Raw genomic sequence first — 23,186 nt, 5'->3', positions numbered from 1 at the left:
CTTCTTTATCGATTGTTTCGGTCATAATATCTGTGACTTTCTTTAGTTTCACGGTCATAAATGACGGACTGAATATTACCGAATTCATTCGGTGAACTAATTTTTCTAATCGGCGAATCGAGTTCATCAATATTACCCAGCAATTCAAATTGTGCAAAATCTTCGTAATAAATTTGATCGTTAGATTTAAATAATCTCCCTTGGTTGATGGCTGACTTTAATGTCATATCGTTATTAAAGTACTGAATGATAATTTGTGATATGACCGTCGGTATCATATTTCCACCTGGTGTACCGATACCGATATAGCCATCGTCATTCACAATAATTGTTGGACTCGTATATGATCTTGGTGTTTTGTTTGGTTCACCGAAGTTTGGACTCATCGGATCTTTTGAAAAATTGTCTAAAGAGTTATTTAAGTAAAATCCTAAACTACTATATTTACCTGATCCAAAATATCTATTTAACGTATTCGTTGCACTAATCATACGTCCTTCTTTGTCGACGACGACAAAGTGTGTGGTGTTGTTATTAATATTTTCTTCATATTCGACGCTCTCGACATCATTTAATTGATACAGTTCATTCTCAATATAGTATCTGTCTAAATACTGCATTCTATCACCGTCCATATCGCTCACGATATCTCGGTTAATCATCATAATATCTCTCGCATCACTTACGGATTGTATAAAGTTATAAGACGCACCGTCTTTCTCACGTAGTATTTCGTCAATCGCTAATGCTTGTAATGTAAACACACCACCGAGCGGGCTACTCGGCGTGTATACTGTAGATCCTTGGTAGTCCATACTTAATACGTCACCTTTAGTCGCAGTATAATTCGTAAAATCTTCGACATTAAAACGCTCAAACTCTTCAGTCATACTCTCACCAAGCATTTCGTAAAATGCATCAGCGCCATATGCTTGAATGTATTGTAAAGTGTCTGCAAGTTCCGGTTGAGTGATTTTTTCACCACTAGCTACTGGTTCACCGTTTTTATAAAATGGACTGTCTAAGTCATTATATTCTTTGTATAGCGCGAGGTTTTGTGCAAATCTTGCATCGACTGTAATCCCGTCTTCTGCTAAAGGTATGACATAATCTAAAATTTCTTCCATTTTCATACTGCCATACTCTTTTTGTAAGTAATCCATTCCTCTAACGAGTCCAGGAACCCCGATTAAATCACCCTGTTCATATACGCTCGATGATATACTCTGATATTTGATTTCATCGGGTGCTTCCATTTGACCATCGTAATATAATAACGCTCCACCACCGCCAAGTCCTGAAGCATACGGCTCGACGATAGCTAAGGCAAACGCAACACCTATCGCAGCATCTGCAGCGTTCCCACCGTCTGCGATAATCTTTTGCCCGACTTCGCTTGCTCGGTAGTCACTTGACGTTACGGAGTACGATTCATTCTTTTCATTTTTAAAACTGTCTTTTTCTAAAGAAATCATATCTCGATTATTTTTCACCATATATATTGCGACTGATGTCAGTAACAATAATATTAATGCAATTAAAGGGAAATATTTTTTCATTATAATAACCGCCACTTATTTAGTATAGTATTCGATAATTTTTCGTTCAGATTCACTTATCTGTTCATCATTTTGCTTAACAAACATCGCAATATACATTGAACAGACAGCGACGATAAGTAAAATCCAAATGAGTACCTTTTTACTGTTCAAAATAAAACTCCCCATCCTTATATGAAGTGTGTGTCGGCATTTGTTGGAACAACGTTTTTTGCTCAAAGAAATTTAAATTGTTTTTAGTTAATGTGCCGTGTTTATATTGTACAGGTGTGATTTTAAATTGATTGCTTTCTATATCGTGCTGAACGACGATACTCTTTTTATAGTTTGAAATATAATCGTTTGACACTAAGTTTCCTAAACTATAAAAGATAACTGTATCGTTATATTTCTCAATTTCTTGAACGACGCTATTATTACCGATAATAATATCGACGCCTGCGTCAGATAACGCGTGTGCGAGTTCTCTTTGTCTTGTAGTCACTTCACGTTCGTTCGGTATCCCCCAAGTAACACTCACTATAATTAAATCACTATCATTATCTAGCTGCTGAATTTTCGGTAAAAAGAAACTCGGTTCTAATTCATGGTTAATTTGTGGTATTTCACTCGATATGAATTTTGAGTTTTTATCTACAAACGATAAAAATGATATTTTCTTTTCTCCCAAATTATGTTCAACGACGTCTTCAAGACTCGGATTTTCTAATGATAGTCCTATATTTCTTTCGACATCGACGAGGTCAACGTACGGCACATTTTTATTAAAAAATGTTAAATCTGTAAAGTAGTTGTCTTGTATCTCGTTAATTTGTTCATTCTTATTCTTTACTCGTTTGTCTAACACGACATTTGTAAATGATAATTCATTTTCTAATAAGGGACCCTGTAAACTTGTTAAAAAGTGCTCAGACTCAAATATGTCGTTATATTCTTGTAAATTTAAATTACCCGTGTAGAAAATAGTCGGACTGTTCTCTGTTTCAAAACTCTCTACTTCGATCGGTGTATATGTTCTATTCACAATATATATACTTATAACGCTAATGACTAGCATTACTAGTACAATCATTAAATTAGAACGTTTATTATGTTTGATATATTTTAATATTTTTTCTTGAAGTGTTAGTTTTTTCATTATAAAATCACCTAACTATAGTAATACAACGTAGTTATACATATTTAATAGAGCATACGTTAAAAATGTAACGAATAGCGATGATGATAACGTAATGACTACACCTTGTCTTTGGATTGTATTTGCGATAATACCAGGGATGACCATACCTATCCCTGTAATTTCAATCATGTCATAGGGTATCGGCGCATATGGAAACGACGCATCAAATATAAATTTTAAGACCATTGCTGTTAAAATCATCGCTGAGAATTTTCTTCTACCATACAAAATAATGATCTTACTGAGTACTTTGTCGACAATGATATATGTCAAACAACTAATAATTAGAATCGAAAATAACATGACTGGTTGGTCAAATATTAGTGCGAGGTATCCTGGAACGACTAGCCCTGCCGGGCTTATACCAAACCTTTCAGCAAACAGTAAACTTAATAGTACCCCTGTAAACAGTGAAAAATAGAGTTCTGTACCAATCATTCTTTTAAATCCTCCATATACTGAATAATTGTTTTACCTGGTCCGTGAATATTACCGACACAAAATAGTAGGACGTTTTTTGATATGTTTAATATCTCGTTTAATACGTCTTCATTGTTTTTACCTTCTAAATTAATATATGTCTCATTTCTATGTTTCATAAAATCGGTCACCATCTGTGTGGATTTCCCTGTACAAATGAGTGCATCAAACTGTACATTCGGTAAAAAGTCTTCAACGAATTGTCTCGTCCGGTCCACTCTGTCCGATCTGCAATTCAGTAATAACACTTTCGACTCATACTCATATCCGGATGCTTCAATTTTCTTTAATATTGCTTTAGAAGATGTCGGCTCATTCGCTGCAAATGCATTTACAAATATATTATTCGTACCATTTGACACATATGACACAATATCAACTGCTCCAGAGTCTGGTGGTGCCTTTAACATTCCTCTAAAAGCAATATCGTCATCAATTCCGATTACTCTAGAAATACCGAGTGCAATCGCTACGTTCTCAGCGAATATTAAATACGGAAACTCCTTTAAATAATCCTCAGAAACTTCTGACGGATCAGCAATAATGATTTCAGTATTTCTTTTTTCTGCTTCTTTTGTAAACAATTCCTCATAATGACCCTTCAGCACGACTAAATGACCGTTGTTTGGAATCGTTGCAACAAATGACTCTGCGACCTCATCTAACGTCGGTCCTAATACATCCATATGGTCCTCCATAACGTTCACAATCGCACCGACATTGGCTTTTAACAAGTCTTGCTGAAATACTTTCTGATAATCCGGATTCACTGCCATACACTCATTCACAATCGCTTTTGCACCAGATTTCACGGTTTTACTAATAATCTCTCTTTGTTCACCAATATTCGCACCTTGAGGTTTACGTATAATCGGAACCTCCTCATTTTGATACCAATATAATAACCGTGCATCTGTACCTGTCGTTTTACCAACGACCTTATATCCTGCTTCTCTTAAAATACTATATGTCAAACGCGTTATCGTAGACTTCCCTCTCACACCGTTAATATTAATTCTAAGAGGTACTTTTTTTAAACGTCTATTATGTATATATTTATCTAACATACCGAGTACTAAAAAAATAATAGTTAACCCAATAATTAAATACAAAAAAATCACCTCTAGCTGTTATCCCCTAATTCTAGCAATCAAAGGTAAAGATAACGTAAATCTTATGTAAAGTTCGAAGAACATTACATAAAACAGCTAAAAGTGATCCACACAGTAATATTCAATTAAAAAAACGCCCCCGAAGGGAATCGAACCCCCAGTATGAGAACCGGAATCTCATGTGTTATCCATTACACCACGAGGGCAATAATTGTATTATAACATAGACAAGTATATCTTTTGACCTTGTTTGACTAATATGTTTTAATAAAATTACGATATGTATATACAGGAGGATTTTTTATGAACTTAATACCTACAGTAATTGAATCAACTAACCGCGGTGAACGTGCGTATGATATTTACTCTCGTTTATTAAAGGATAGAATTATTATGATCGGTAGTGCGATTGATGATAATGTCGCGAACTCTGTTGTAAGTCAGTTACTTTTCTTACAAGCACAAGATGCTGAGAAGGATATTTATTTATATATTAACTCACCAGGTGGTAGTGTGACTGCTGGTATGGCAATTTACGATACGATTCAACATATTAAACCAGACGTACAAACGATTTGTATGGGTATGGCAGCGTCTATGGGTTCTTTCTTACTTGCTGCTGGTACTAAAGGTAAACGTTTTGCGTTACCAAATGCTGAAGTGATGATTCACCAACCATTAGGTGGTGCTCAAGGTCAAGCGACTGAAATTGAAATTGCTGCACGTCATATTTTAAATACACGTGAAAAGCTTAATAAAATTTTAGCTGAACGTACAGGTCAACCACTTGAGCGAATTGAAAAAGACACAGATCGTGACAACTACTTAACAGCTGAAGAAGCTAAAGAGTATGGTTTAATCGATGATGTGTTACAACCAGAAAAAGTTAAATAAGTATAAGGTAAAAGGGATTCAACTTTCGTTGAATCCCTTCTTTTATTTATTTTGTTTGTAATTATTATTAGATGACTTTACTCGTCGTGTTTATTTAACACTTTTCTTTTGATTTTGTTAGATATAATGATTTATCTAACATATTTCGGTAGTTTAGGATCATTTTTGTTAAATATATTGTTTTATCTAACATATTTTAGTTATATAGGATCATTTTTGTTAAATATAATCATTTATCTAACATATTTTTAGATTCTAGTCTCATTTTTGTAAATAACACGTAGAAATCATCGCATTATCCCCTACAACTTCACATCTTGCCCGCTTCTCAATTTATCTGCGATCTCATCGATTTTACGTAGTCGATGGTTGACGCCGGATTTTGATATCGGTCCTGTTGAGATGCTTTCTCCGAGTTCTTTTAAACTCATATCATGGTTGTCTCTTCTTAAGTACGCAATTTCTCGTAATCGGTCTGGTAGTTTTTCTAATCCGATTTCTTGGTCGATGTATTTGATGTTTTCTACTTGGCGCATCGCTGCGCTAATTGTTTTGTTTAAGTTTGCTGTTTCACAGTTGACGAGTCGGTTGACGGAGTTTCTCATGTCTCTTAGTATTCTAACGTCTTCAAATTTTAGCATTGCTTGATGCCCACCGACGAGTCCTAAGAAGTCTGAGATTTTCTCTGCTTCTTTTAAGTACGTAATATACCCACGTTTTCTATCGATGACTTTTGCGTTGAGTTCGTATTCGTTCATTAGTTTCATTAAAGAATACGCATGTTCTTCATAGAGTGACGCGATTTCTAAATGATAAGATGATGTTTCTGGGTTATTGGCTGATCCTGCTGCTAAAAATGCGCCTCTTAAATAACTTCTTACGCATTCATCATCTGTGAGTGACGTCAGTTCGACGTCATGTATAATCTCCCCGTCACGCATGACGTTTAGGTCATCTAATATTTCTCTCGTGTTTTCTTTTACTCTACATATATAGACGTTATTTTTCTTTAACTGCATTTTTCTTCGAACGGCTAATTCTGGTTCGATTTTATATAATTCTTTAATGAGTCTAAATATACGTCTTGCGATCGCTGCATTTTCTGTTTGGATGTTGATGATCCATTTTCCTTCTGATACTGCGATCGATCCGTTCATTTTTATAATTGCGGACAATTCTTCTTTACTACATTTTTCATCCACTTCTATTCGGCATAGTTCACCTTTCATTTCTGAGGCAAACGACATATTGACTCACCTCACTTTCAATATTCAATAGCTTCAAATAATTCGAGTATGAGTTCATATATATTTTTAGCTAATTGTATTGAGTCATGTCTTAATATACCATCCTCTGTTTTTTGGACGATATTATCATATAAATATACGTTAATTCCTCGTTGTTGTAGTTCGACTTTATTCAAGATCACTGCACTTACGCCTTCTTCTTTGTAGCGCTGTGAGACGAGTTGCTTAGTATCTTCGTCACTGGCGATAACATGTTTAATGACGTCTTTTCCAATATGTTTATGAATCGCATCGACACAGTCCGCTGCTGTCATCGATTTTGTTTCTCCTGGTTGCTCTACGATATTACTTATATAAATCTGATCTGCAGTTGATTCTTGGAGTGCCTTATTGATACTCGTCGGTAAAACGTTTGGGATAATACTCGTATATAAACTTCCCGGACCATATATAATAAAGTCCGCGTTTTGAATCGCTTCGATTGCGGTACTCGAACCTTCGATTCCCGATGGGCTTAAATATATATGATCGATTTTCTTTTTAACTTTCGGAATATAACTTTCTCCCTCGTATTTTGTCCCGTCTGTCATTATCGCGACGAGTTTTGGGGAGCGGTTTGTACTTGGAATCACTTTACCTTTTACGTTTAATATCTCAGATAACTTTTCAACCGCGACTGAAAAATCACCTTGCATATCATACATCGCAGCGAGCATTAAATTTCCGAGACTATGTCCGCTGATCTTTTCACGGTTAAAGCGATATGTAAATAAATCTTTTATTAATGCTTCAGATTCACTTAGTGCAGCGAGAACGTTTCGAATATCTCCTGGTGCTGGCATATCAATTTCAGAACGTATTTTTCCTGTCGATCCACCATCATCTGCAACTGTAACGACTGCAGATATATCGACTGGATATTTTTTTAACCCACGTGCGAGTACACTTAACCCAGTTCCACCGCCGATTAAAACGACGTTAATTGTCTTATGATTCATGGCGGTGCCTATGTGTTTCTTTGTGGATTGTATTAATTTTATACATATGCTTTGTCTTTAAATCATTTGAAATACGTTCTGCGATCGCAACTGAACGGTGCTGCCCACCCGTACAACCAATTGCGATATTTAATTGAGATTTTCCTTCTTTTACGTATAACGGGAGTGAAAAATTAATGATATCGATTAACTTCTCGTAAAATATTTCTGTATCTTTAAACTTCATAACGTAATCATAGACGTCTTGGTCGAGTCCCGTTTTCGGACGAAGTGACTCGATATAATACGGATTCGGTAAAAATCTAACGTCATACATAATGTCCGCATCTTGAGGGATTTCATGTTTAAACCCAAAGCTCATCACGTTAATAGTAAACTTTTCATCGCGGTCATATTTTAAGTAGTCGTAAATCTTTTCTTTTAATTCTTTTGCAGATGTTTCTGTCGTATCGATAATAATTGTCGACGCTTTTTTCACGTCTTCTAGTAAACTACGCTCATTTTTTATCGCTTCAGATAATGATACATTATCATTTAACGGATGACTTCTTCTCGTCTCTTTGTATCTACTAATTAATTTATTATCTGTCGCATCTAAAAAGACGATTTGTGTGCGAATCCCTTTTACTGAAATAAGATCGTTGATCGCTGGAATGAACTGACTAAAAAACATACGATCTCTTAAGTCGATACTTAGCGCAACGTCATGCATATCTTCGTTTGTCGACTGCATCATTTCTACAATTTTCGGTAATAACGGTACGGGTAAATTATCAATCGCAAAATAACCCATGTCTTCAAGAGATTCTAATGCGATAGATTTACCTGCACCACTCATCCCAGTTAATATAATTAAGTTTTTCACTCGAATTCCTCCCATCTACGTTTAAAAAGATGGAACGAGCGTCCCATCTTTTAAATTCTATTCTGTAAATGTTTCGATATATTCGCTTGCATTTTGTGCCGCGATACTGCCGTCTCCAGTTGCAGTGACAATTTGACGTAACGTTTTTTCACGTACGTCTCCTGCTGCGAAGATTCCTGGAATACTCGTTTCCATTTCTTCGTTCGAAGTGACATATCCTGTTTCTTCGTCTAAAATACCGAGGTCTTTAAACGGTTCAGTTAACGGGAGCAGTCCGATGTAAATAAATACCCCGTCTGCTTCATAGTCGTACGTTTCGCCTGTATTTTTGTCGAGTAGCGTCACTGATTGTACGACGCCGTCTCCATTAATAGACTGAATTTCAGTGTCCCAAATGAACTCCATTTTGTCGTTGTTAAATGCACGGTCTTGAATAATTTTTTGTGCACGTAACGTATCACGACGGTGAACGACTGTTACTTTACTTGCGTATTTCGTTAAGAAAATACCTTCTTCTACTGCTGAGTCTCCACCACCGATAACGACTAAATGACGCTCTTTAAAGAACGCACCGTCACATACCGCACAGTAACTGACACCTTTACCTGCTAACGCTTCTTCACCAGGTACACCGATTTTTTTATGTTCTGTACCTGTTGCGATAATCACTGCTTTTGCTTTGATCGTCTCACTACCGAGGTCGATCAATTTATAATTACCGTCTAATGTAACTGATTTAACATCACCATATTTATATTCTGCACCAAACTTCGTTGAGTGCTCAAACATTTTTGATGATAATTCAGGGCCTGTTATTAAAGAAAATCCTGGGAAGTTTTCAACGTCTTCAGTACTTGCTACTTGCCCACCAGGCATACCTCGTTCGATCATTACTGTTTTTAACTCTGCACGTGAAGCGTATACTGCAGCAGTCATCCCCGCAGGACCTGCCCCTAAAATCGCGACATCATACTCTTTTACTTCTGACATAATGACTCTCCTTTACTCGTAACATACTTTTCATATTATATCTAAAATGAGCCGGGTGTGTCACTCATTCTGCTTAATATCTTCAATTGCTTTTTTTAATTTATGCGGATAAACCTGATACTTTTCTGACAATGTTTCTACTGTAAAACCGTCGTTATAATACACATATAAAAAAGCTAACGCATATGTTTTCCCAGATTCTTTTAACTCGCTAATGTCGATATGTGTAATCGCGTCAATCCAGCCAAGTAAAATGTCATCTCTATCGAGATAATCAATCGATAACACTTCAAGTCCTTCATGTAATATATCAAACTTTTTAAACTTAAAATTGTTAAATATATACGCCGTGTACATCTTTTCAAAGTTTCCAAACTGTTCAATTAAATCCCATACGGGTGACCCTAATATGACATCTTCAGGTCGAATAATACTCGTACGGAACAAGCCGAGTATGCGCTTATGTGGATCATCACTTTGTAAATACTCGTCGATAATTTTATTTAACGTTTCAGCCGCTTGTTCTTTTTGCCATGGACTGTGAATTTCATCGAGTGGGTGATAGAGCTGCATCTCTTTCCAAAACATTTCTGCTTCTTCGACTTCGCCAATTTTATACGCGGCTTGACTGAGTGCGTGTAATAACTGGAAATTGACCATATACTTCTTTTTATATAATGGATAAAGTAATTGATACGCTTCTTTATGCTTTTTTAAAAAGTTTAAAACGAGGCCGACTTTTAAACGGTCGTCTTCGTCGAGTGGTTCGACGACTTCTAAATGACGTAAAAACTTTACATATAAGTCGTGACGATTCGTATAAAAATAAAGCAACGTTAAATGACTTAACGCATGCATATCTGTTTGGTCTTCTTTTAATAGCTCTGTTAAAATCGCTTCTGCTTCTTCGAATCGATTTAAAAAGAGTAACGCCATCCCACGTAAATTTCTAAATTCACGTTTATTTGATAAGTCAAAGTCGATATCATCTAAATAATCGAGTGATGTTTCAATTTGACCACTCATAAAGTACGACTGGAATATATATTGACCAACGAATTCTTTCGCTTCCTTTAGGAGTTCATCGTAACTATAGTCTTCAACGGTAAACATTTCCATTAAATCGTCGTAATAATCATCATCTTTATGAAGTTCCGCATACAATATACCAAATAACAGTCCTTTATTTGCATCTTCGATTAACACATTCATCTCAGATAATTCATAGTAATATGTCGTATCAAAATTTGACGCTGCAAACTCTGTCATTATAAACTGTTCTGCTCTATCGTATTCACCGAGTAGCGTGAGAATATACGCATATTCACTCACATATTCGCGTTCTTTACTTTCATTTAACGCTCGCTCCATAAGATTTAAAGCATCACGATATGATCCGTGATGCTTTTTCTTCATCGCTTGACGGTAGTATACCCTCCCGTCGTTACGAAGCGAGATAATTTTACTTTTCAATATCGCTTCTCTCCTTTATAACTAACGGATTACCGTACGCGATACTATTATCTGGAATATCTTTAGAGACGACACTTCCAGCACCGACTAATACGTTGTCACCAATCGTCACACCAGGTAACACCGTAACGTTCGCGCCGATCATCGTATTTTTACCGATCGTAATTGAACCGATACGGTACTCATCGACTAAATATTCGTGCGTAAGTAACGTTGCGTTATAGCCGATAATCGAGTTCTCTCCAACTGTAATATTTTCAGGATAAAATAAGTCCGGCATCGCTTTATATGCAAAACTTACTTTGTCACCGAGTTTCATATTGAGTCCCGTTTTATACAGTGTATGTTTCATTCTCGTCGATGGGAAATACCTTCCCGCTTCAACAATGATGAAGTTTTTAACAACTCTAAAAAACGAAATCGTACGGTACATCCGCCAAAGCGGATTTTCTTTTTTTGAAGGAAAACGTTCGAGCTTACGCATAATTATTTCCTCTTTTTCTTTTTCGTGTTTTGTTTAACTGTCGCACGCTGTTTTTTGTTAAACGTGTTAAAGTTTCCGTGTACGTTACCATATACCGGTAAGTCGTACTTTTTATTTCTATATATCCATACAATAATCGCAAGGGCGATAAGCGAGAGACTCATCACTTGTGCTGTACGGAGAAGGTCTAGAATCATTAAACTATCTGTACGCATTCGTTCGATAAAGAAGCGCCCGATAGAATAGTAAATTAAATAGAGTAAAAACGTCTGACCAATTTTTAATTTCGGACGTAAACGCATCAGTATAAAAATACCGACGACGTTCCAAATCGATTCATATAAAAAGGTCGGATGATAATACACACCGTCGATATACATTTGGTTAATGATAAACTCTGGTAAACGTAACGTCTCTAAAAACGCTCGAGACACAGGGCCACCGTGTGCTTCTTGGTTAATAAAGTTCCCCCAACGTCCGATTGCTTGGCCGAGTAGTACACTCGGCATTAACATATCCCCAAACTGGAAAAAACTATAATTGTTTTTACGCGTGTAGTAATATCCTGCAAGGACCCCACCGATGAGCCCACCGTGGATCGCCATTCCACCTTCCCATACTTTTATAATATCGAGTGGGTGGAGTAAATAATAATCTAAGTTGAATAACACGAAGTAAAGTCTCGCACCAACGAGTGAGAAGACGATGATATATACCATCATCTCCGTGAGTGTTTCGTCGCTAAATCCTTTTTTAACCATTTCATGATTTGCTAAAAAGTATGCACAGATCATTCCTGTAAATATTAAAATCCCGTACCAGTAAATATCGAATCCACCGATACTTACTGCGACGCGGTCAATCGCATATATCATTATTTCCCTCCGTTATCTTTACTCCTAATATGCGCAATTAAGCGCTCGTTAAATTCTCTCGCGGCACTGACTCCCATATTTTGAAGTCTAAAGTCCATCGCTGCCACTTCAATAATATTCGATACGTTTCGCCCTGGTCGTACAGGGATTAACTTACTCGGTATTTCAGAATTTAATATATTTTTTGTTCGTTTATCTAATCCGAGGCGGTCGTATTCTTTATCTTCTTGCCAAAACTCTAAATGAACGTTTAACATAATACGCTTTTCACTTAGCACAACACTTGCACCGAATAATGTCATCACGTTTATAATGCCGAGCCCTCTAATTTCAAGTAAATTTTCGATGAGCTCTGGAGATTTACCGATGAGAACGTTTTTACCGATTTCTTTGATTTCGACGTTATCGTCTGCGACGAGACGATGTCCATTTTTAACGAGCTCTAACGCAATTTCACTTTTACCGATACCACTTTCACCAGTAATTAATACGCCGATTCCGTAGACATCTAATAGTACGCCGTGAACGTTCGTCTCAGGTGCGAGAGAAATCTCTAAATAATCGGTTAAGTAAAACATTAAATTCGTAATCGTATTCGACGTTTTTAAAAGTGGAATATTTGCATTCTCACACGCTTCTATAATTTCTTTTGGTGGTATTAAATCGTCTGTAAATATAAAACACGGCGTCTCATTTGTACATAGTAGTTGTGCACGAGTTGCGCGTTCTTCATCCGTTAATTTCGTATTAAAATACGTCGTTTCAGTCAGTCCGAATAACTGAACGCGTTCTTTTGAATAATGTGAAAAATAACCCGCAATCTCAAGACCTGGTCGTGAGACGTCGATACTTGTGATTGGTTTATGTATACCTGTTTTACCAGTGATAATTTCTAATTTGAATCGTTCGATGACGTTACTTACCGTTAACATAATATACCTCTCAAATTTGATACTTCCTATTATAGCAAAAAAGGACAAGTCTGATAGCTACTTGTCCTTTAAATACGTTTTATACTGTATGGAGTGTGACTGAACCTACTTTAGTGCTCGCTTCTATAACGAGACCTGATTCATCTGTGTCGTTAATGATCATAATTTCTTTTAATCCTAAATCGGATGGCTTCATATCTCGGATGTTTAACCCAGGCGGATAGTTAATATGTCCAAGCACTGTGTTTAAACGTCCTTCGACTTTACGACCTGACGGAATTTCTACGTTGATGCTTCCCATGTTCGTTTGAATTTTAGCATCACGTGTATCTTCATTTAATGAAAGTGACACTGAGCCGTTCGCTTTAATGTCGATTTCTTCAACATCTAGTTCTTTCGTTGAAATCGTACCGAGCATCGATACGAGTTCTAAATTCGTAAACGCACTTTCTTTAACATCTAACGACCCGCGTGACGTTCTAACGAATGCATGTTTTGCTGAAATATCTTCGACTTCGATATCTCCATTTAAAATATCGATAGATAAATCTTTTAACAGTAAATCTTCAACGTCGACGCTGCCGTTTGAACTTGAAATGTGTAAGTGGTCGAGTGCACGTTCGTTAATTTCTAATACGACGTTTACTTTCGCACTACGAAGTGGTGACATAATTTCTAAGTTGCCGTTTTTTACTTCGCAGAAAATATCTTCAAAGTAATTGCGTTTTTTATCGAGTTTTCTATAGAACGGTGTCACTTCAAAACGTACCGCTGTTACGCCATCTGTCTTTTTCACTTCGACGTTACCATTCGTTACGTCTAACGTAACAGATGAAAAATCTTCTTCGATCGTTTCGATGAGTTTATTTTTAGACCCTTGCTGGAAAATCGCATCGATGTCTCCTGTTTTAGCTTTGTCGAATACGTCTTCTAACGTTTTTAAAATATCTGACGTGCTCTTCGTTGCTTTTGCTTTACGACGGACATCGTCAAACGTTTCTTTCGCGTTTTTTTGAATCGTATCGGGATCTAAAATCTTTCCAACTTCGTCTGTCATATTTTCAAAAAACTTATAAATACTGTTCTCTTCTTCTTTTTTATCGCTCGTGTGTTTCTTATCTTGATCGTCTTCGTTTAATGCATTCATAAGGTCGATTGCTTCTTTTGTCGTGATTAAACCATCTTCAAGCATCTTTAAAATTCGCGCTTTACTATCCATTATTTAACCTCCTGATGGTTACGATTAAGCCATTTTTTTAAGTGATATCCTGTATGGCTTTCTTTCGTCTCCATGATATCTTCTATTGTACCATGCGCAACGACTTCTCCTCCACCGTCGCCCCCTTCAGGGCCAAGATCGATGATGTGATCTGCAACTTTTATAACGTCTAAATTATGTTCGATAATGACGACGGTGTCACCGTTATCTACGAGTCGCTGAATGACTTTAATCAGTTTTCGAATATCTTCTGAGTGGAGTCCCGTCGTTGGCTCATCGAGTATATAGAGCGTCTTACCATTTGAACGTTTTTGAAGTTCACTCGCAAGTTTCACGCGTTGTGCTTCCCCACCGGATAACGTCGTTGCCGGTTGGCCGAGTTTTACATAGCCGAGTCCAACATCTAATAACGTCTCTAGCTTACGACTGATTTTCGGAATGTTTTCAAAGAATTTCGCTGCTTCTTCTACCGTCATTTCAAGGACATCTGAGATGTTTTTATCTTTATATTTCACTTCTAACGTCTCTCTGTTATAACGTTTACCGTGACATACTTCACACGGCACAAAGACGTCTGGTAAAAAGTGCATTTCAATTTTTAAAATTCCGTCACCTTTACACGCTTCACAACGTCCACCTTTTACGTTAAAACTAAATCTCCCTTTTTTGTACCCTCGAACTTTCGCTTCGTTCGTTTCAGCGAAGACGTCACGAATGTCATCAAAGACACCTGTATACGTCGCCGGGTTACTTCTCGGTGTACGACCGATTGGAGATTGGTCGATGTCGATAATCTTATCTAAATACTCCGCGCCTTCTATTTTTTTAAACTTTCCAGGTACGAGTTTAGATTTATATAACTCTTTATGGAGTCCTTTATATAAAATTTCGTTCACTAACGTACTCTTACCAGATCCTGAGACACCTGTTACAACGTTTAAGAGACCATGCGGGAAGTCTACATCGATATTTTTTAAGTTGTTTTCTTTCGCACCTTTTACTCTAAACTTTTTAGTCGTTTGTTTTCGATAATTTTCTGGTAATGGGATTTCTTTTTTACCACTTAAATATTGACCTGTAATTGAAGCGTCGTTATTCATGACTTCTTTCGGTGTTCCAGCTGCGACGATTTCTCCACCGTTTTCTCCTGCTCCTGGTCCGATATCGATTAAATAATCACTCGCAATCATCGTATCTTCATCGTGTTCGACGACGATTAACGTATTCCCTAAATCGCGCATCTCTTTTAGCGTTGCGATTAGCTTATCGTTATCTCGCTGATGTAGTCCAATCGAAGGCTCGTCTAGTATATAAAGCACGCCACTTAACATCGAACCGATCTGTGTCGCGAGTCGAATACGCTGTGCTTCCCCACCAGATAACGTACCGCTTCGACGATTGAGCGTTAAATATCCGAGCCCAACATTTCTTAAAAACGTGAGTCTGTCATTGATTTCTTTTAATATCGGTGTTGCGATTGCTTGATTCTTTTCACTTAAATGTAAATCATTAAAGAATTGAAGCGCATCATTCACCGATTGATCGACTGCTTCACCGATATGGCGTTTGTTAATTTTAACTGAGCGCGCCTCAATATTTAAACGATATCCATGACACGTCGAACAGTCTGTTTCACGCATATACTGCGCCATTTGTTCACGCGTATACTCTGACGGGCTGTCTTGATATCTTCTCTCGATATTATTTAAAACACCTTCAAATTGAATCGTACGAGTACGCTGTGCACCGTTACGCTGTGTGAACGTAACGTCTAAATAATCGGTAGACCCTTTTAAAATAATGTCTTGTTCTTCTTTAGATAAATCTTTGAACGGTTGGTCCATATCGATATTAAAATGTTCAGCGACTTGTTTTAAAAGATTCGGATAATAATCTGAACTTATCGGTCTCCACGGTAAAATCGCACCGTCATTTAACGATAACGTGTCATCTGGAATAACGAGTGACGCGTCAACCGACCATTTTTTACCTAATCCATCACACGTTGGACACGCACCGAACGGACTGTTAAATGAAAAGAGTCTCGGCTCTAATTCACTAATTGTAAATCCACATTCAGGGCACGAAAAGTTTTCTGAGAAGTGGATATCTTCTCCATCTATAACGTTAGCGACCGCGTTACCTTCTCCTTTTTCTAATGCGATTTGAAGTGAATCAGAAAGTCTCGCTTCAATGCCTGGTTTAACTCCGATTCTATCGATTACGATATCGATATCGTGTTTTTTATTTTTATTTAATTCTGGTACGTCCTCTATATCATACATTTCACCGTCAACGACGACTCTTGCGTATCCTTCTTTTCGAAGACTTTCAAATATCTTTTTATGTTGTCCTTTTCTGCCACGTACAACTGGAGATAATATTTGAAGACGTGTACGTGTCTCTAGTTCCATAATCGTATCGACCATTTCTTCAATCGTTTGGCTTTTAATTTCAATATCGTGATACGGACAATACGGCGTCCCCGCACGTGCATATAATAATCGTAAATAATCGTATATTTCTGTAATTGTCGATACCGTTGAACGCGGGTTGTTACTCGTCGTTTTTTGGTCGATTGAAATTGCTGGTGATAACCCTTCAATCGTATCGACGTCTGGCTTTTCCATCTGTCCTAAAAACTGTCTCGCATACGCACTTAAGCTCTCAACGTAACGGCGTTGTCCTTCTGCGTAAATCGTATCGAATGCGAGCGAAGACTTACCAGAACCCGATAAGCCCGTCATTACGACGAGCTGATCTCTCGGTATATCTATATTTATATTTTTTAAGTTGTGCTGTCTTGCACCATTAATTTTAATGAATTTATTATTTATCTTTTCACTCACGTATTTATCACCCTTCTGCTTCTAACTCAAATAACGCATCTCGAAGTTCTGTTGCTGTTTCGAAGTCTAAGTTTTTTGCCGCTTCTTTCATATCGCGTTCGAGTTTTGCTTTTAAATCTTCGCGCTCTTTCTTTGTGAGTTTTACTGTACCCGTTTTTTCATATGTTTTATCATCTTTAATTTCAACTTCTGCACTGATAACGTCACGAATTTCTTTTTGAATCGTCGTCGGTGTAATCCCGTGCTTTTCGTTATATTCGATTTGAATTTTACGTCGCCGCTCTGTCTCATCAAGTGCAACTCTCATAGAATCCGTAATTTTATCTGCATACATAATGACGTGACCTTCACTGTTACGCGCAGCACGCCCGATTGTTTGTATTAATGAACGTTCGGAACGTAAAAATCCTTCTTTGTCTGCATCTAATATCGCAACAAGTGACACTTCAGGTATATCAATTCCTTCACGCAGTAAGTTAATACCGACGAGAACGTCATAAGTTCCTAATCGTAATTCACGAATGATTTCGATACGTTCTAACGTTTTTACTTCGCTGTGTAAATATTGAACTTTAACGCCAGCTTCTTTTAAATACGCCGTTAAGTCTTCTGACATCTTCTTCGTTAACGTCGTAATTAACACTCGTTCGTTCTTTTCAACACGCGTTTGTATTTCATGAAGCAGATCGTCAATTTGATGTTCAGTCGGACGTACGTCAATTGTTGGGTCAAGTAGTCCTGTCGGTCGGATAATTTGCTCGACCATCTTATCTGTATGTTCTAATTCATACGGTCCAGGAGTTGCAGACACGTACAATAGTTGTTGTGCTTTATCTTGAAATTCTTCAAATTTTAACGGGCGGTTATCTAACGCTGACGGTAATCTAAACCCGTGATCGACGAGCACTTGTTTACGCGCTTGGTCTCCGTTATACATTCCTCTAATTTGAGGGAGTGTCACGTGCGACTCATCGATCATAATAACGAAGTCTTTGAAATAATCGAGCAGTGTATACGGTGTACTTCCAAGTGGACGTAACGTTAAGTGAACCGAATAGTTCTCGATTCCTGACGTAAAGCCCATCTCTCTCATCATTTCTAAGTCGTAATTCGTACGCTGCTCAAGTCGCTGTGCTTCGAGTAATTTGTCTTCATCGCGTAATTCATTTAGTCGTTCTTCTAATTCTTTTTCAATACGGTCGATCGCAACAGTCATCTTTTCATCGCGCGTGACGAAGTGAGATGCTGGGAATAGAACGAAGTGCTCGCGTTCACTTAACACTTCACCACTAATAAAATCAATTTCACGTATTCTATCGATTTCATCACCGAAAAACTCAACGCGAATACACTGATCATCTCGAGCTGCAGGGAAGATTTCAACGATATCTCCGCGCACTCTAAACGTACCACGTCCAAAATCGATATCGTTTCGTTGATACTGTATGTCGACGAGACGACGTAATAATTCGTTTCGTTCAATTTCCATTCCAACACGTATATTTAAACGTAAGTTTTGGTATTCTTCTGGGTTACCTAAACCGTAAATACACGACACAGAAGCGATGATTATTACGTCATCGCCTTCAAATAATGCACTCGTCGCCGAGTGTCTCAGTTGGTCGATTTCATCGTTAATAGACGCATCTTTTTCTATAAACGTATCCGTAGATGGTACGTACGCTTCAGGTTGATAAAAATCATAATAACTGACGAAATATTCGACTCTATTATTTGGGAAAAACTCTTTAAATTCACTATATAACTGTCCAGCTAACGTTTTGTTATGGGCGATAATTAACGTCGGCTTACCGATTTCTTTAATAACTTGACTCATCGTAAATGTTTTACCTGTTCCAGTTGCACCGAGTAATGTTTGGTGTTTTTGTCCGGAACGTATTTGTTCTACTATTTCTTTAATCGCTTGCGGTTGATCACCGGCAGGTTCAAAGTTTGAAACGAGTTCAAATTCTGCCATAATGTACCTCCAAATTTTTAACTTATATCTATCTTACACCACTTCTTCGAAATTAAAAAAAGAAATGACCGAACGGATGTTTGTCATTTCTTAAATATCATCTTTACTATCTAAATTGTATACTTCAACGAATATATAGCCAATCACAATGCTTAGCGCATCTAAATATATAATCCAATCCGAGTTATAGTATCCACGGTACATCGAAATTGCAAATACGATAAACGTTAAAAATATTGCGACGTAACGATTTCTCGTAATCGTCGTAAATAAAATCACTGTAAATGCTGGTACAGTAATTGCCATCATATACCAAAAAACGTCTTCCATATTATTCATCCTTTACATATTGAATGTAACTGTCTAACGTTTTTTTAGAAATCTCTCCGACATATGTCTTCACAATCTCACCATCACTGTTAATAAACAACGTTGTCGGTATGATCGTTAAACGAAGACCTACCATAAAGTCTTTATCATTGTCCATATTGTATATCGGATATTGAACATCAAACTCTTCAATAAACGCATCTCGTGCTTTACTACTATCTTGTACATTTAACCCGACAAGTTCTACGTCATCTGGTAAATCTTTCAAATAAAATTCATTTAAATCTGGCGTTTCATTGCGGCATGGATTACACCAAGACGCAAACAAATTCACAACAGTTACTTCATTGTTTTTAATAATATTATCAAACGATTCATCTGTCGTCACACCATTAAACGAGTATTCCGTAATCAACTGACCTTCCGCATGATTATTAGTAGGTGGCTTTTGTTTTATATCATTTGCTGCTTCATCCTTCAACAATTCACTCGAAAACGTAATAACCTGGTATATGCTAAAACTAATCAGCGCAAAAAGAACAATGCCAACTAATACTTTCAACTGTTTACTCACAGAACTAACCTCCGTCATCCTACTACTCTTATTATAATAAAAAAAGCACCCGTTCGGGTGCTTGCAGATTGTAGACGAACCTTTTTTTAAATTCTAAAAAAGAGGTTCGTCTTTTTTTCTACATATATTTTAAAATAAGTTTGATATTTCAAAGAAAAAACAGTGGTTTACACTGTCAGTTGAGGCTCTTTGATGAGCCAGTTTGCCAACTTTTTCAAGTTCATGCATGCACAAATAAGCGTGGTGTCTCGGAACACTTTTTTAATACCTCTATGACGTGTCCATCTGAGTCCATGCTGCTCTTTCGCATCTCCAAAACGACGTTCGACGGTTTGGGATCTCTTCTTATATTCAGTTTTACCTTTTTCCGTATGTCGAATTTCTTCGACTGTATCAATGTAGGATTGCCATACATGTCGGGTAATCACTTTTTGTTTCCCCTGACTTTTTGTACACTGTGAAAGTAACGGACACTCTTTACATTTCATAGGATCTGACATATACAGGCGATAACCGTCCTTATCTGTGCGTCTGTAAGTGAGTTCTGAACCGCCAGGACATAAGTAAACATCATAATATTCATCATAAACATATTCACTCTTTTTGAGTAAATCCTTTGAACCTCGTGGTCGAGTATATGGCATATACGGTGTAATGTTTTTATTAAGTAAATATCTCGCGTTCGCTGGTGTTTTATACCCCGCATCTACCGCAACACTTTGAATGGAATAGCCCTTTTCGAGTAAACGATCGATGGAGACATGGAGTTGGGTACTATCATGAATGTTTCCAGGGGTCACATGTTGATCAAGTACAAATCCGTGACTATCTACACAGGCATGCATACTGTAAGCAAATTGTTTTTCACGCTCACTTTTTACATAATATCCTGCATCCGGATCTGTTTTACTAACACGACTCGTTTTTTCTTCATTGGATTCTTTTGGAGGGTAAAGCTTTTTTCCTTCTGATAACCGGATGTCATTGACTTCTTCACGTAATTCCTCAGCATAGAAAGTCGCTGTTTTTTTAATCGTTTCTTTCGTATACTTATTACGATTAGCGTTTGCTTTGATATGCGTTGAGTCTATGTATAATGCAGAAGTGTCAATCAGTCCATGAGACATCGCGATTTCTAAAATATGCTCAAAAATCTCGTCAAATAATTGACCGTCACTAAAGCGACGTGCATAATTCTTTCCAAAGGTTGAAAAATGTGGCACCTTATCATGAAATCCAAAACCAAGATACCAACGATAAGCAACGTTTGTATCAATTTCTCTAATTGTTTGTCGCATGGATTTTATACCAAATAAATGTTGAATCAACACAATTTTTACAAGAATTACTGGATCAATCCCAGGTCGACCATTATCTAAACAGTATCTATCCTTTACAGAATCATACACAAAATTTAAATCTAATACGGCATCCACTTTTCTTAGTAGATGATCTTTTGGTACGAGGTCGCTAATCGCTACAAATTCTATTTGATCACGTGAATTTAATGATTTTCCTAACATGATTTCCCTCCAAAATAATCATATTAATTATATTTTATAAAAAAAGGCTGTAGACGTCATCTCATAAGAGACTTTGTCTACAGCCTGAAAGCACCCGTTCGGGTGCTTGATTTTTATATTTTAGTGAATGTAGTTAAATGTTGATACTTGTGATGCTGGAATTGTACGGTAGCTTACAACACCTACAGTACCGTTCCAACCCATTTCTGAGATTGTGATTGATCCGTCGCCGTTGATTGATTCGACAACTGCAACGTGACCTAATGCACCTGCTCCGTTTGTACCTGCATAACTTTGTGCAACTGCTCCAACTGATGGTGTGTTGTTAACAGCAAATCCATTCGCACTTGCTCCGTTTACCCAGTTATTTGCGTTGCCCCACATGTTGCTGACAGGTTTACCGAGTGCCGCACGTTTTTCAAATACGTGCCATGTGCACCATCCCCAGTCATAGTAGTTAGATAAACCAGCAAACTGTGAACTATTTACAGATGGTGCTGAAGCTGCTGGTGCTTGTTGTGTTTGTTGTGCTTGTTGTACTTTTTTAGCTGCTTCTTCTTGAGCTCTCTTTTCAGCTGCTGCTTTTTCTTTAGCAACACGTTGTGCTTCTGCACGCTCTGCTGCAATACGTTGTTCTTCAGCTTTTTGAGCTGCTGCTACTTGTTCAGCTGCTACTCTTTCAGCTTCTGCTTGAGCCGCTGCTGCTTCTTCAGCTGCAATTCTGTCAGCTTCTGCTTGAGCTGCTGCAGCTTCTTGTACTGCTTTTTCAGCTTCTGCTTGAACGTTGTTTTCAACTTCTGCTACTTCTTCAGTTTGTACTTCTTGCACTTCTTCAACTTGTTCTACTACTTCTTCAGTTTGTACTTCTTCTACTGTTTCAGTAACAACTGGGTTACCTTCTAATACAAGTACGTCACCTGCAACGATATGATCGCTTGTTAAACCGTTTAATGCTTTTAGCTCGTCAACAGAAAGTCCTGTTGCACGTGAGATTGAGTATAAAGTGTCTCCAGCTTGGATGTGGTAAACACCTGAAGCAACTTCGTTTACTTCATTTTCTTCTACTACAGGCTCTACAACTTCTTCTACTGCTTCAACTTCAACAACTTCTTCAACTTGTGCGACTTCTTCAACCGCTTCAACTTGTGATCCAACTGTTAATACAAGTCCTGGGTGAATTAAGTCTGATGAAAGGTTGTTTACTGCGAATAACTCATCTAAATCCATACCGTGGTCTAAAGCAATTTGCCATAAAGTGTCGCCTGCTTTTACTGTGTATGTATTACCGTTGTTTTCTTCTACTGCTTCAACTTCATATGTTAAAACATCTTCTGGGTGAATTAAATCACTGTTTAAGTTGTTTAACTCTTTTAACTTCTCAACTGTCGTGCCAACTTCGTTAGCGATACCCCAAAGTGTATCTCCTTCTTTAACGATAACTTCTTCTGCGTTTGCTGTAAGTGATGTCCCTGTTAATGCTGTTAATGTTGCTACTGAAAATACTGTCTTCTTCATAAGTTCTAATGTCCTCCTGAATACTATGTATTAAATAAACGTATATAAATAATAAAAGTAAAATTCAAAGTTGATAAATATAAAATTAGTGAATGTAAATCAAACTATA

21 protein-coding genes and 1 tRNA gene are annotated in these 23,186 nt (G+C 37.3%); 1 reads left to right on the top strand and 21 read right to left on the bottom strand.

The genetic code is table 11. The features are described from left to right. Positions 1 to 5: 5 nt before the first annotated feature. The 6 genes from CJ229_RS07890 to CJ229_RS07865 all read right to left on the bottom strand — a co-directional run bounded on the left by CJ229_RS07890 (position 6) and on the right by CJ229_RS07865 (position 4,537). The gene (locus CJ229_RS07890; RefSeq protein WP_102167805.1) at positions 6 to 1,559 is read right to left on the bottom strand and encodes a gamma-glutamyltransferase; all 1,554 of its coding nucleotides are present in this window, start codon (positions 1,557 to 1,559) and stop codon (positions 6 to 8) included. A 15-nt stretch (positions 1,560 to 1,574) separates the two neighbouring features. Next, complete coding sequence (locus CJ229_RS07885) at positions 1,575 to 1,712, bottom strand: hypothetical protein (RefSeq protein ID WP_180953421.1); 138 nt, start codon at positions 1,710 to 1,712, stop codon at positions 1,575 to 1,577. After that, positions 1,702 to 2,697 (bottom strand): CapA family protein, encoded by a 996-nt coding sequence (locus CJ229_RS07880; RefSeq protein ID WP_102167806.1) that lies wholly within the window; start codon positions 2,695 to 2,697, stop codon positions 1,702 to 1,704. The genes CJ229_RS07885 and CJ229_RS07880 overlap by 11 nt, the downstream gene beginning before the upstream one ends. A 15-nt stretch (positions 2,698 to 2,712) precedes the next feature. Next, positions 2,713 to 3,177, bottom strand: a complete 465-nt coding sequence (gene pgsC, locus CJ229_RS07875; RefSeq protein ID WP_102167807.1) for a poly-gamma-glutamate biosynthesis protein PgsC — start codon at positions 3,175 to 3,177, stop codon at positions 2,713 to 2,715. Beyond that, the gene (pgsB, locus tag CJ229_RS07870; protein ID WP_102167808.1) at positions 3,174 to 4,331 is read right to left on the bottom strand and encodes a poly-gamma-glutamate synthase PgsB; all 1,158 of its coding nucleotides are present in this window, start codon (positions 4,329 to 4,331) and stop codon (positions 3,174 to 3,176) included. The genes pgsC and pgsB overlap by 4 nt, the downstream gene beginning before the upstream one ends. A 134-nt stretch (positions 4,332 to 4,465) precedes the next feature. After that, positions 4,466 to 4,537 (bottom strand) — tRNA-Arg (locus CJ229_RS07865). 97 nt (positions 4,538 to 4,634) lie between these two features. Here CJ229_RS07865 and clpP point away from each other — a divergent pair. Further along, on the top strand, positions 4,635 to 5,225 hold the full coding sequence (gene clpP / locus CJ229_RS07860) for an ATP-dependent Clp endopeptidase proteolytic subunit ClpP (RefSeq protein ID WP_068129892.1): 591 nt from the start codon (positions 4,635 to 4,637) through the stop codon (positions 5,223 to 5,225). A gap of 302 nt (positions 5,226 to 5,527) precedes the next feature. On the opposite strand, the gene whiA is transcribed toward clpP, so the two are convergent. From whiA to CJ229_RS07785, 15 genes are all read right to left on the bottom strand, one after another. Continuing rightward, the gene (gene whiA / locus CJ229_RS07855; protein ID WP_102167809.1) at positions 5,528 to 6,472 is read right to left on the bottom strand and encodes a DNA-binding protein WhiA; all 945 of its coding nucleotides are present in this window, start codon (positions 6,470 to 6,472) and stop codon (positions 5,528 to 5,530) included. Between the two features lie 17 nt (positions 6,473 to 6,489). Next, complete coding sequence (locus CJ229_RS07850; protein WP_102167810.1) at positions 6,490 to 7,470, bottom strand: gluconeogenesis factor YvcK family protein; 981 nt, start codon at positions 7,468 to 7,470, stop codon at positions 6,490 to 6,492. Continuing rightward, complete coding sequence (rapZ, locus tag CJ229_RS07845) at positions 7,460 to 8,335, bottom strand: RNase adapter RapZ (protein WP_257993709.1); 876 nt, start codon at positions 8,333 to 8,335, stop codon at positions 7,460 to 7,462. Before rapZ ends, CJ229_RS07850 begins: the two co-directional genes overlap by 11 nt. A 57-nt stretch (positions 8,336 to 8,392) precedes the next feature. Next, the gene (gene trxB, locus CJ229_RS07840; RefSeq protein ID WP_068129881.1) at positions 8,393 to 9,325 is read right to left on the bottom strand and encodes a thioredoxin-disulfide reductase; all 933 of its coding nucleotides are present in this window, start codon (positions 9,323 to 9,325) and stop codon (positions 8,393 to 8,395) included. 60 nt (positions 9,326 to 9,385) lie between these two features. Further along, entirely contained in the window at positions 9,386 to 10,798 is a 1,413-nt protein-coding gene (locus CJ229_RS07835; protein WP_040929452.1) for a tetratricopeptide repeat protein, read from the bottom strand. Further along, positions 10,788 to 11,282, bottom strand: a complete 495-nt coding sequence (locus CJ229_RS07830) for an acyltransferase (RefSeq protein ID WP_102167812.1) — start codon at positions 11,280 to 11,282, stop codon at positions 10,788 to 10,790. Before CJ229_RS07830 ends, CJ229_RS07835 begins: the two co-directional genes overlap by 11 nt. A 2-nt stretch (positions 11,283 to 11,284) precedes the next feature. Continuing rightward, positions 11,285 to 12,157, bottom strand: coding sequence for a prolipoprotein diacylglyceryl transferase (gene lgt / locus CJ229_RS07825; protein ID WP_145998156.1), 873 nt, complete (start codon positions 12,155 to 12,157; stop codon positions 11,285 to 11,287). Beyond that, positions 12,157 to 13,089, bottom strand: a complete 933-nt coding sequence (gene hprK / locus CJ229_RS07820; RefSeq protein ID WP_070622516.1) for an HPr(Ser) kinase/phosphatase — start codon at positions 13,087 to 13,089, stop codon at positions 12,157 to 12,159. The genes lgt and hprK overlap by 1 nt, the downstream gene beginning before the upstream one ends. Positions 13,090 to 13,168: 79 nt before the next feature. Then, positions 13,169 to 14,308, bottom strand: coding sequence for a DUF4097 family beta strand repeat-containing protein (locus CJ229_RS07815; RefSeq protein WP_102167814.1), 1,140 nt, complete (start codon positions 14,306 to 14,308; stop codon positions 13,169 to 13,171). Further along, the gene (uvrA, locus tag CJ229_RS07810) at positions 14,308 to 17,145 is read right to left on the bottom strand and encodes an excinuclease ABC subunit UvrA (RefSeq protein ID WP_102167817.1); all 2,838 of its coding nucleotides are present in this window, start codon (positions 17,143 to 17,145) and stop codon (positions 14,308 to 14,310) included. Before uvrA ends, CJ229_RS07815 begins: the two co-directional genes overlap by 1 nt. A gap of 19 nt (positions 17,146 to 17,164) precedes the next feature. Further along, complete coding sequence (uvrB, locus tag CJ229_RS07805) at positions 17,165 to 19,135, bottom strand: excinuclease ABC subunit UvrB (RefSeq protein WP_102167815.1); 1,971 nt, start codon at positions 19,133 to 19,135, stop codon at positions 17,165 to 17,167. A 90-nt stretch (positions 19,136 to 19,225) separates the two neighbouring features. After that, a complete protein-coding gene (locus tag CJ229_RS07800) occupies positions 19,226 to 19,465 on the bottom strand; it encodes a DUF2198 family protein (RefSeq protein WP_068129865.1) in 240 nt (79 codons plus the stop codon). A 1-nt stretch (position 19,466) separates the two neighbouring features. Continuing rightward, the gene (locus tag CJ229_RS07795; RefSeq protein ID WP_168165488.1) at positions 19,467 to 20,039 is read right to left on the bottom strand and encodes a TlpA family protein disulfide reductase; all 573 of its coding nucleotides are present in this window, start codon (positions 20,037 to 20,039) and stop codon (positions 19,467 to 19,469) included. Between the two features lie 167 nt (positions 20,040 to 20,206). Then, on the bottom strand, positions 20,207 to 21,562 hold the full coding sequence (locus CJ229_RS07790; RefSeq protein ID WP_102167897.1) for an IS1182 family transposase: 1,356 nt from the start codon (positions 21,560 to 21,562) through the stop codon (positions 20,207 to 20,209). A 120-nt stretch (positions 21,563 to 21,682) separates the two neighbouring features. After that, a complete protein-coding gene (locus CJ229_RS07785) occupies positions 21,683 to 23,077 on the bottom strand; it encodes a LysM peptidoglycan-binding domain-containing protein (RefSeq protein WP_102167877.1) in 1,395 nt (464 codons plus the stop codon). Positions 23,078 to 23,186 lie beyond the last annotated feature (109 nt).

It is taken from the genome of Nosocomiicoccus massiliensis, from assembly GCF_002871345.2.
GTDB classification, from domain to species: Bacteria; Bacillota; Bacilli; order Staphylococcales; family Salinicoccaceae; genus Nosocomiicoccus; species Nosocomiicoccus ampullae_A.
The sequence above is the reverse complement of the archived record's forward strand: the minus strand, read 5'-3'. Positions and strand labels throughout refer to the sequence as shown.

Bases quoted from the DNA above. Each gene is read 5' to 3' on its own strand.
- pgsC (WP_102167807.1), bottom strand. From the start codon at position 3,177: ATGATTGGTACAGAACTCTATTTTTCACTGTTTACAGGGGTACTATTA.
- CJ229_RS07790 (WP_102167897.1), bottom strand. From the start codon at position 21,562: ATGTTAGGAAAATCATTAAATTCACGTGATCAAATAGAATTTGTAGCG.
- CJ229_RS07850 (WP_102167810.1), bottom strand. From the start codon at position 7,470: ATGAATCATAAGACAATTAACGTCGTTTTAATCGGCGGTGGAACTGGG.
- CJ229_RS07830 (WP_102167812.1), bottom strand. From the start codon at position 11,282: ATGCGTAAGCTCGAACGTTTTCCTTCAAAAAAAGAAAATCCGCTTTGG.
- hprK (WP_070622516.1), bottom strand. From the start codon at position 13,089: ATGTTAACGGTAAGTAACGTCATCGAACGATTCAAATTAGAAATTATC.
- CJ229_RS07880 (WP_102167806.1), bottom strand. From the start codon at position 2,697: ATGAAAAAACTAACACTTCAAGAAAAAATATTAAAATATATCAAACAT.
- CJ229_RS07785 (WP_102167877.1), bottom strand. From the start codon at position 23,077: ATGAAGAAGACAGTATTTTCAGTAGCAACATTAACAGCATTAACAGGG.
- trxB (WP_068129881.1), bottom strand. From the start codon at position 9,325: ATGTCAGAAGTAAAAGAGTATGATGTCGCGATTTTAGGGGCAGGTCCT.
- CJ229_RS07800 (WP_068129865.1), bottom strand. From the start codon at position 19,465: ATGGAAGACGTTTTTTGGTATATGATGGCAATTACTGTACCAGCATTT.
- CJ229_RS07890 (WP_102167805.1), bottom strand. From the start codon at position 1,559: ATGAAAAAATATTTCCCTTTAATTGCATTAATATTATTGTTACTGACA.
- uvrB (WP_102167815.1), bottom strand. From the start codon at position 19,135: ATGGCAGAATTTGAACTCGTTTCAAACTTTGAACCTGCCGGTGATCAA.
- whiA (WP_102167809.1), bottom strand. From the start codon at position 6,472: ATGTCGTTTGCCTCAGAAATGAAAGGTGAACTATGCCGAATAGAAGTG.
- CJ229_RS07815 (WP_102167814.1), bottom strand. From the start codon at position 14,308: ATGGATAGTAAAGCGCGAATTTTAAAGATGCTTGAAGATGGTTTAATC.
- lgt (WP_145998156.1), bottom strand. From the start codon at position 12,157: ATGATATATGCGATTGACCGCGTCGCAGTAAGTATCGGTGGATTCGAT.
- clpP (WP_068129892.1), top strand. From the start codon at position 4,635: ATGAACTTAATACCTACAGTAATTGAATCAACTAACCGCGGTGAACGT.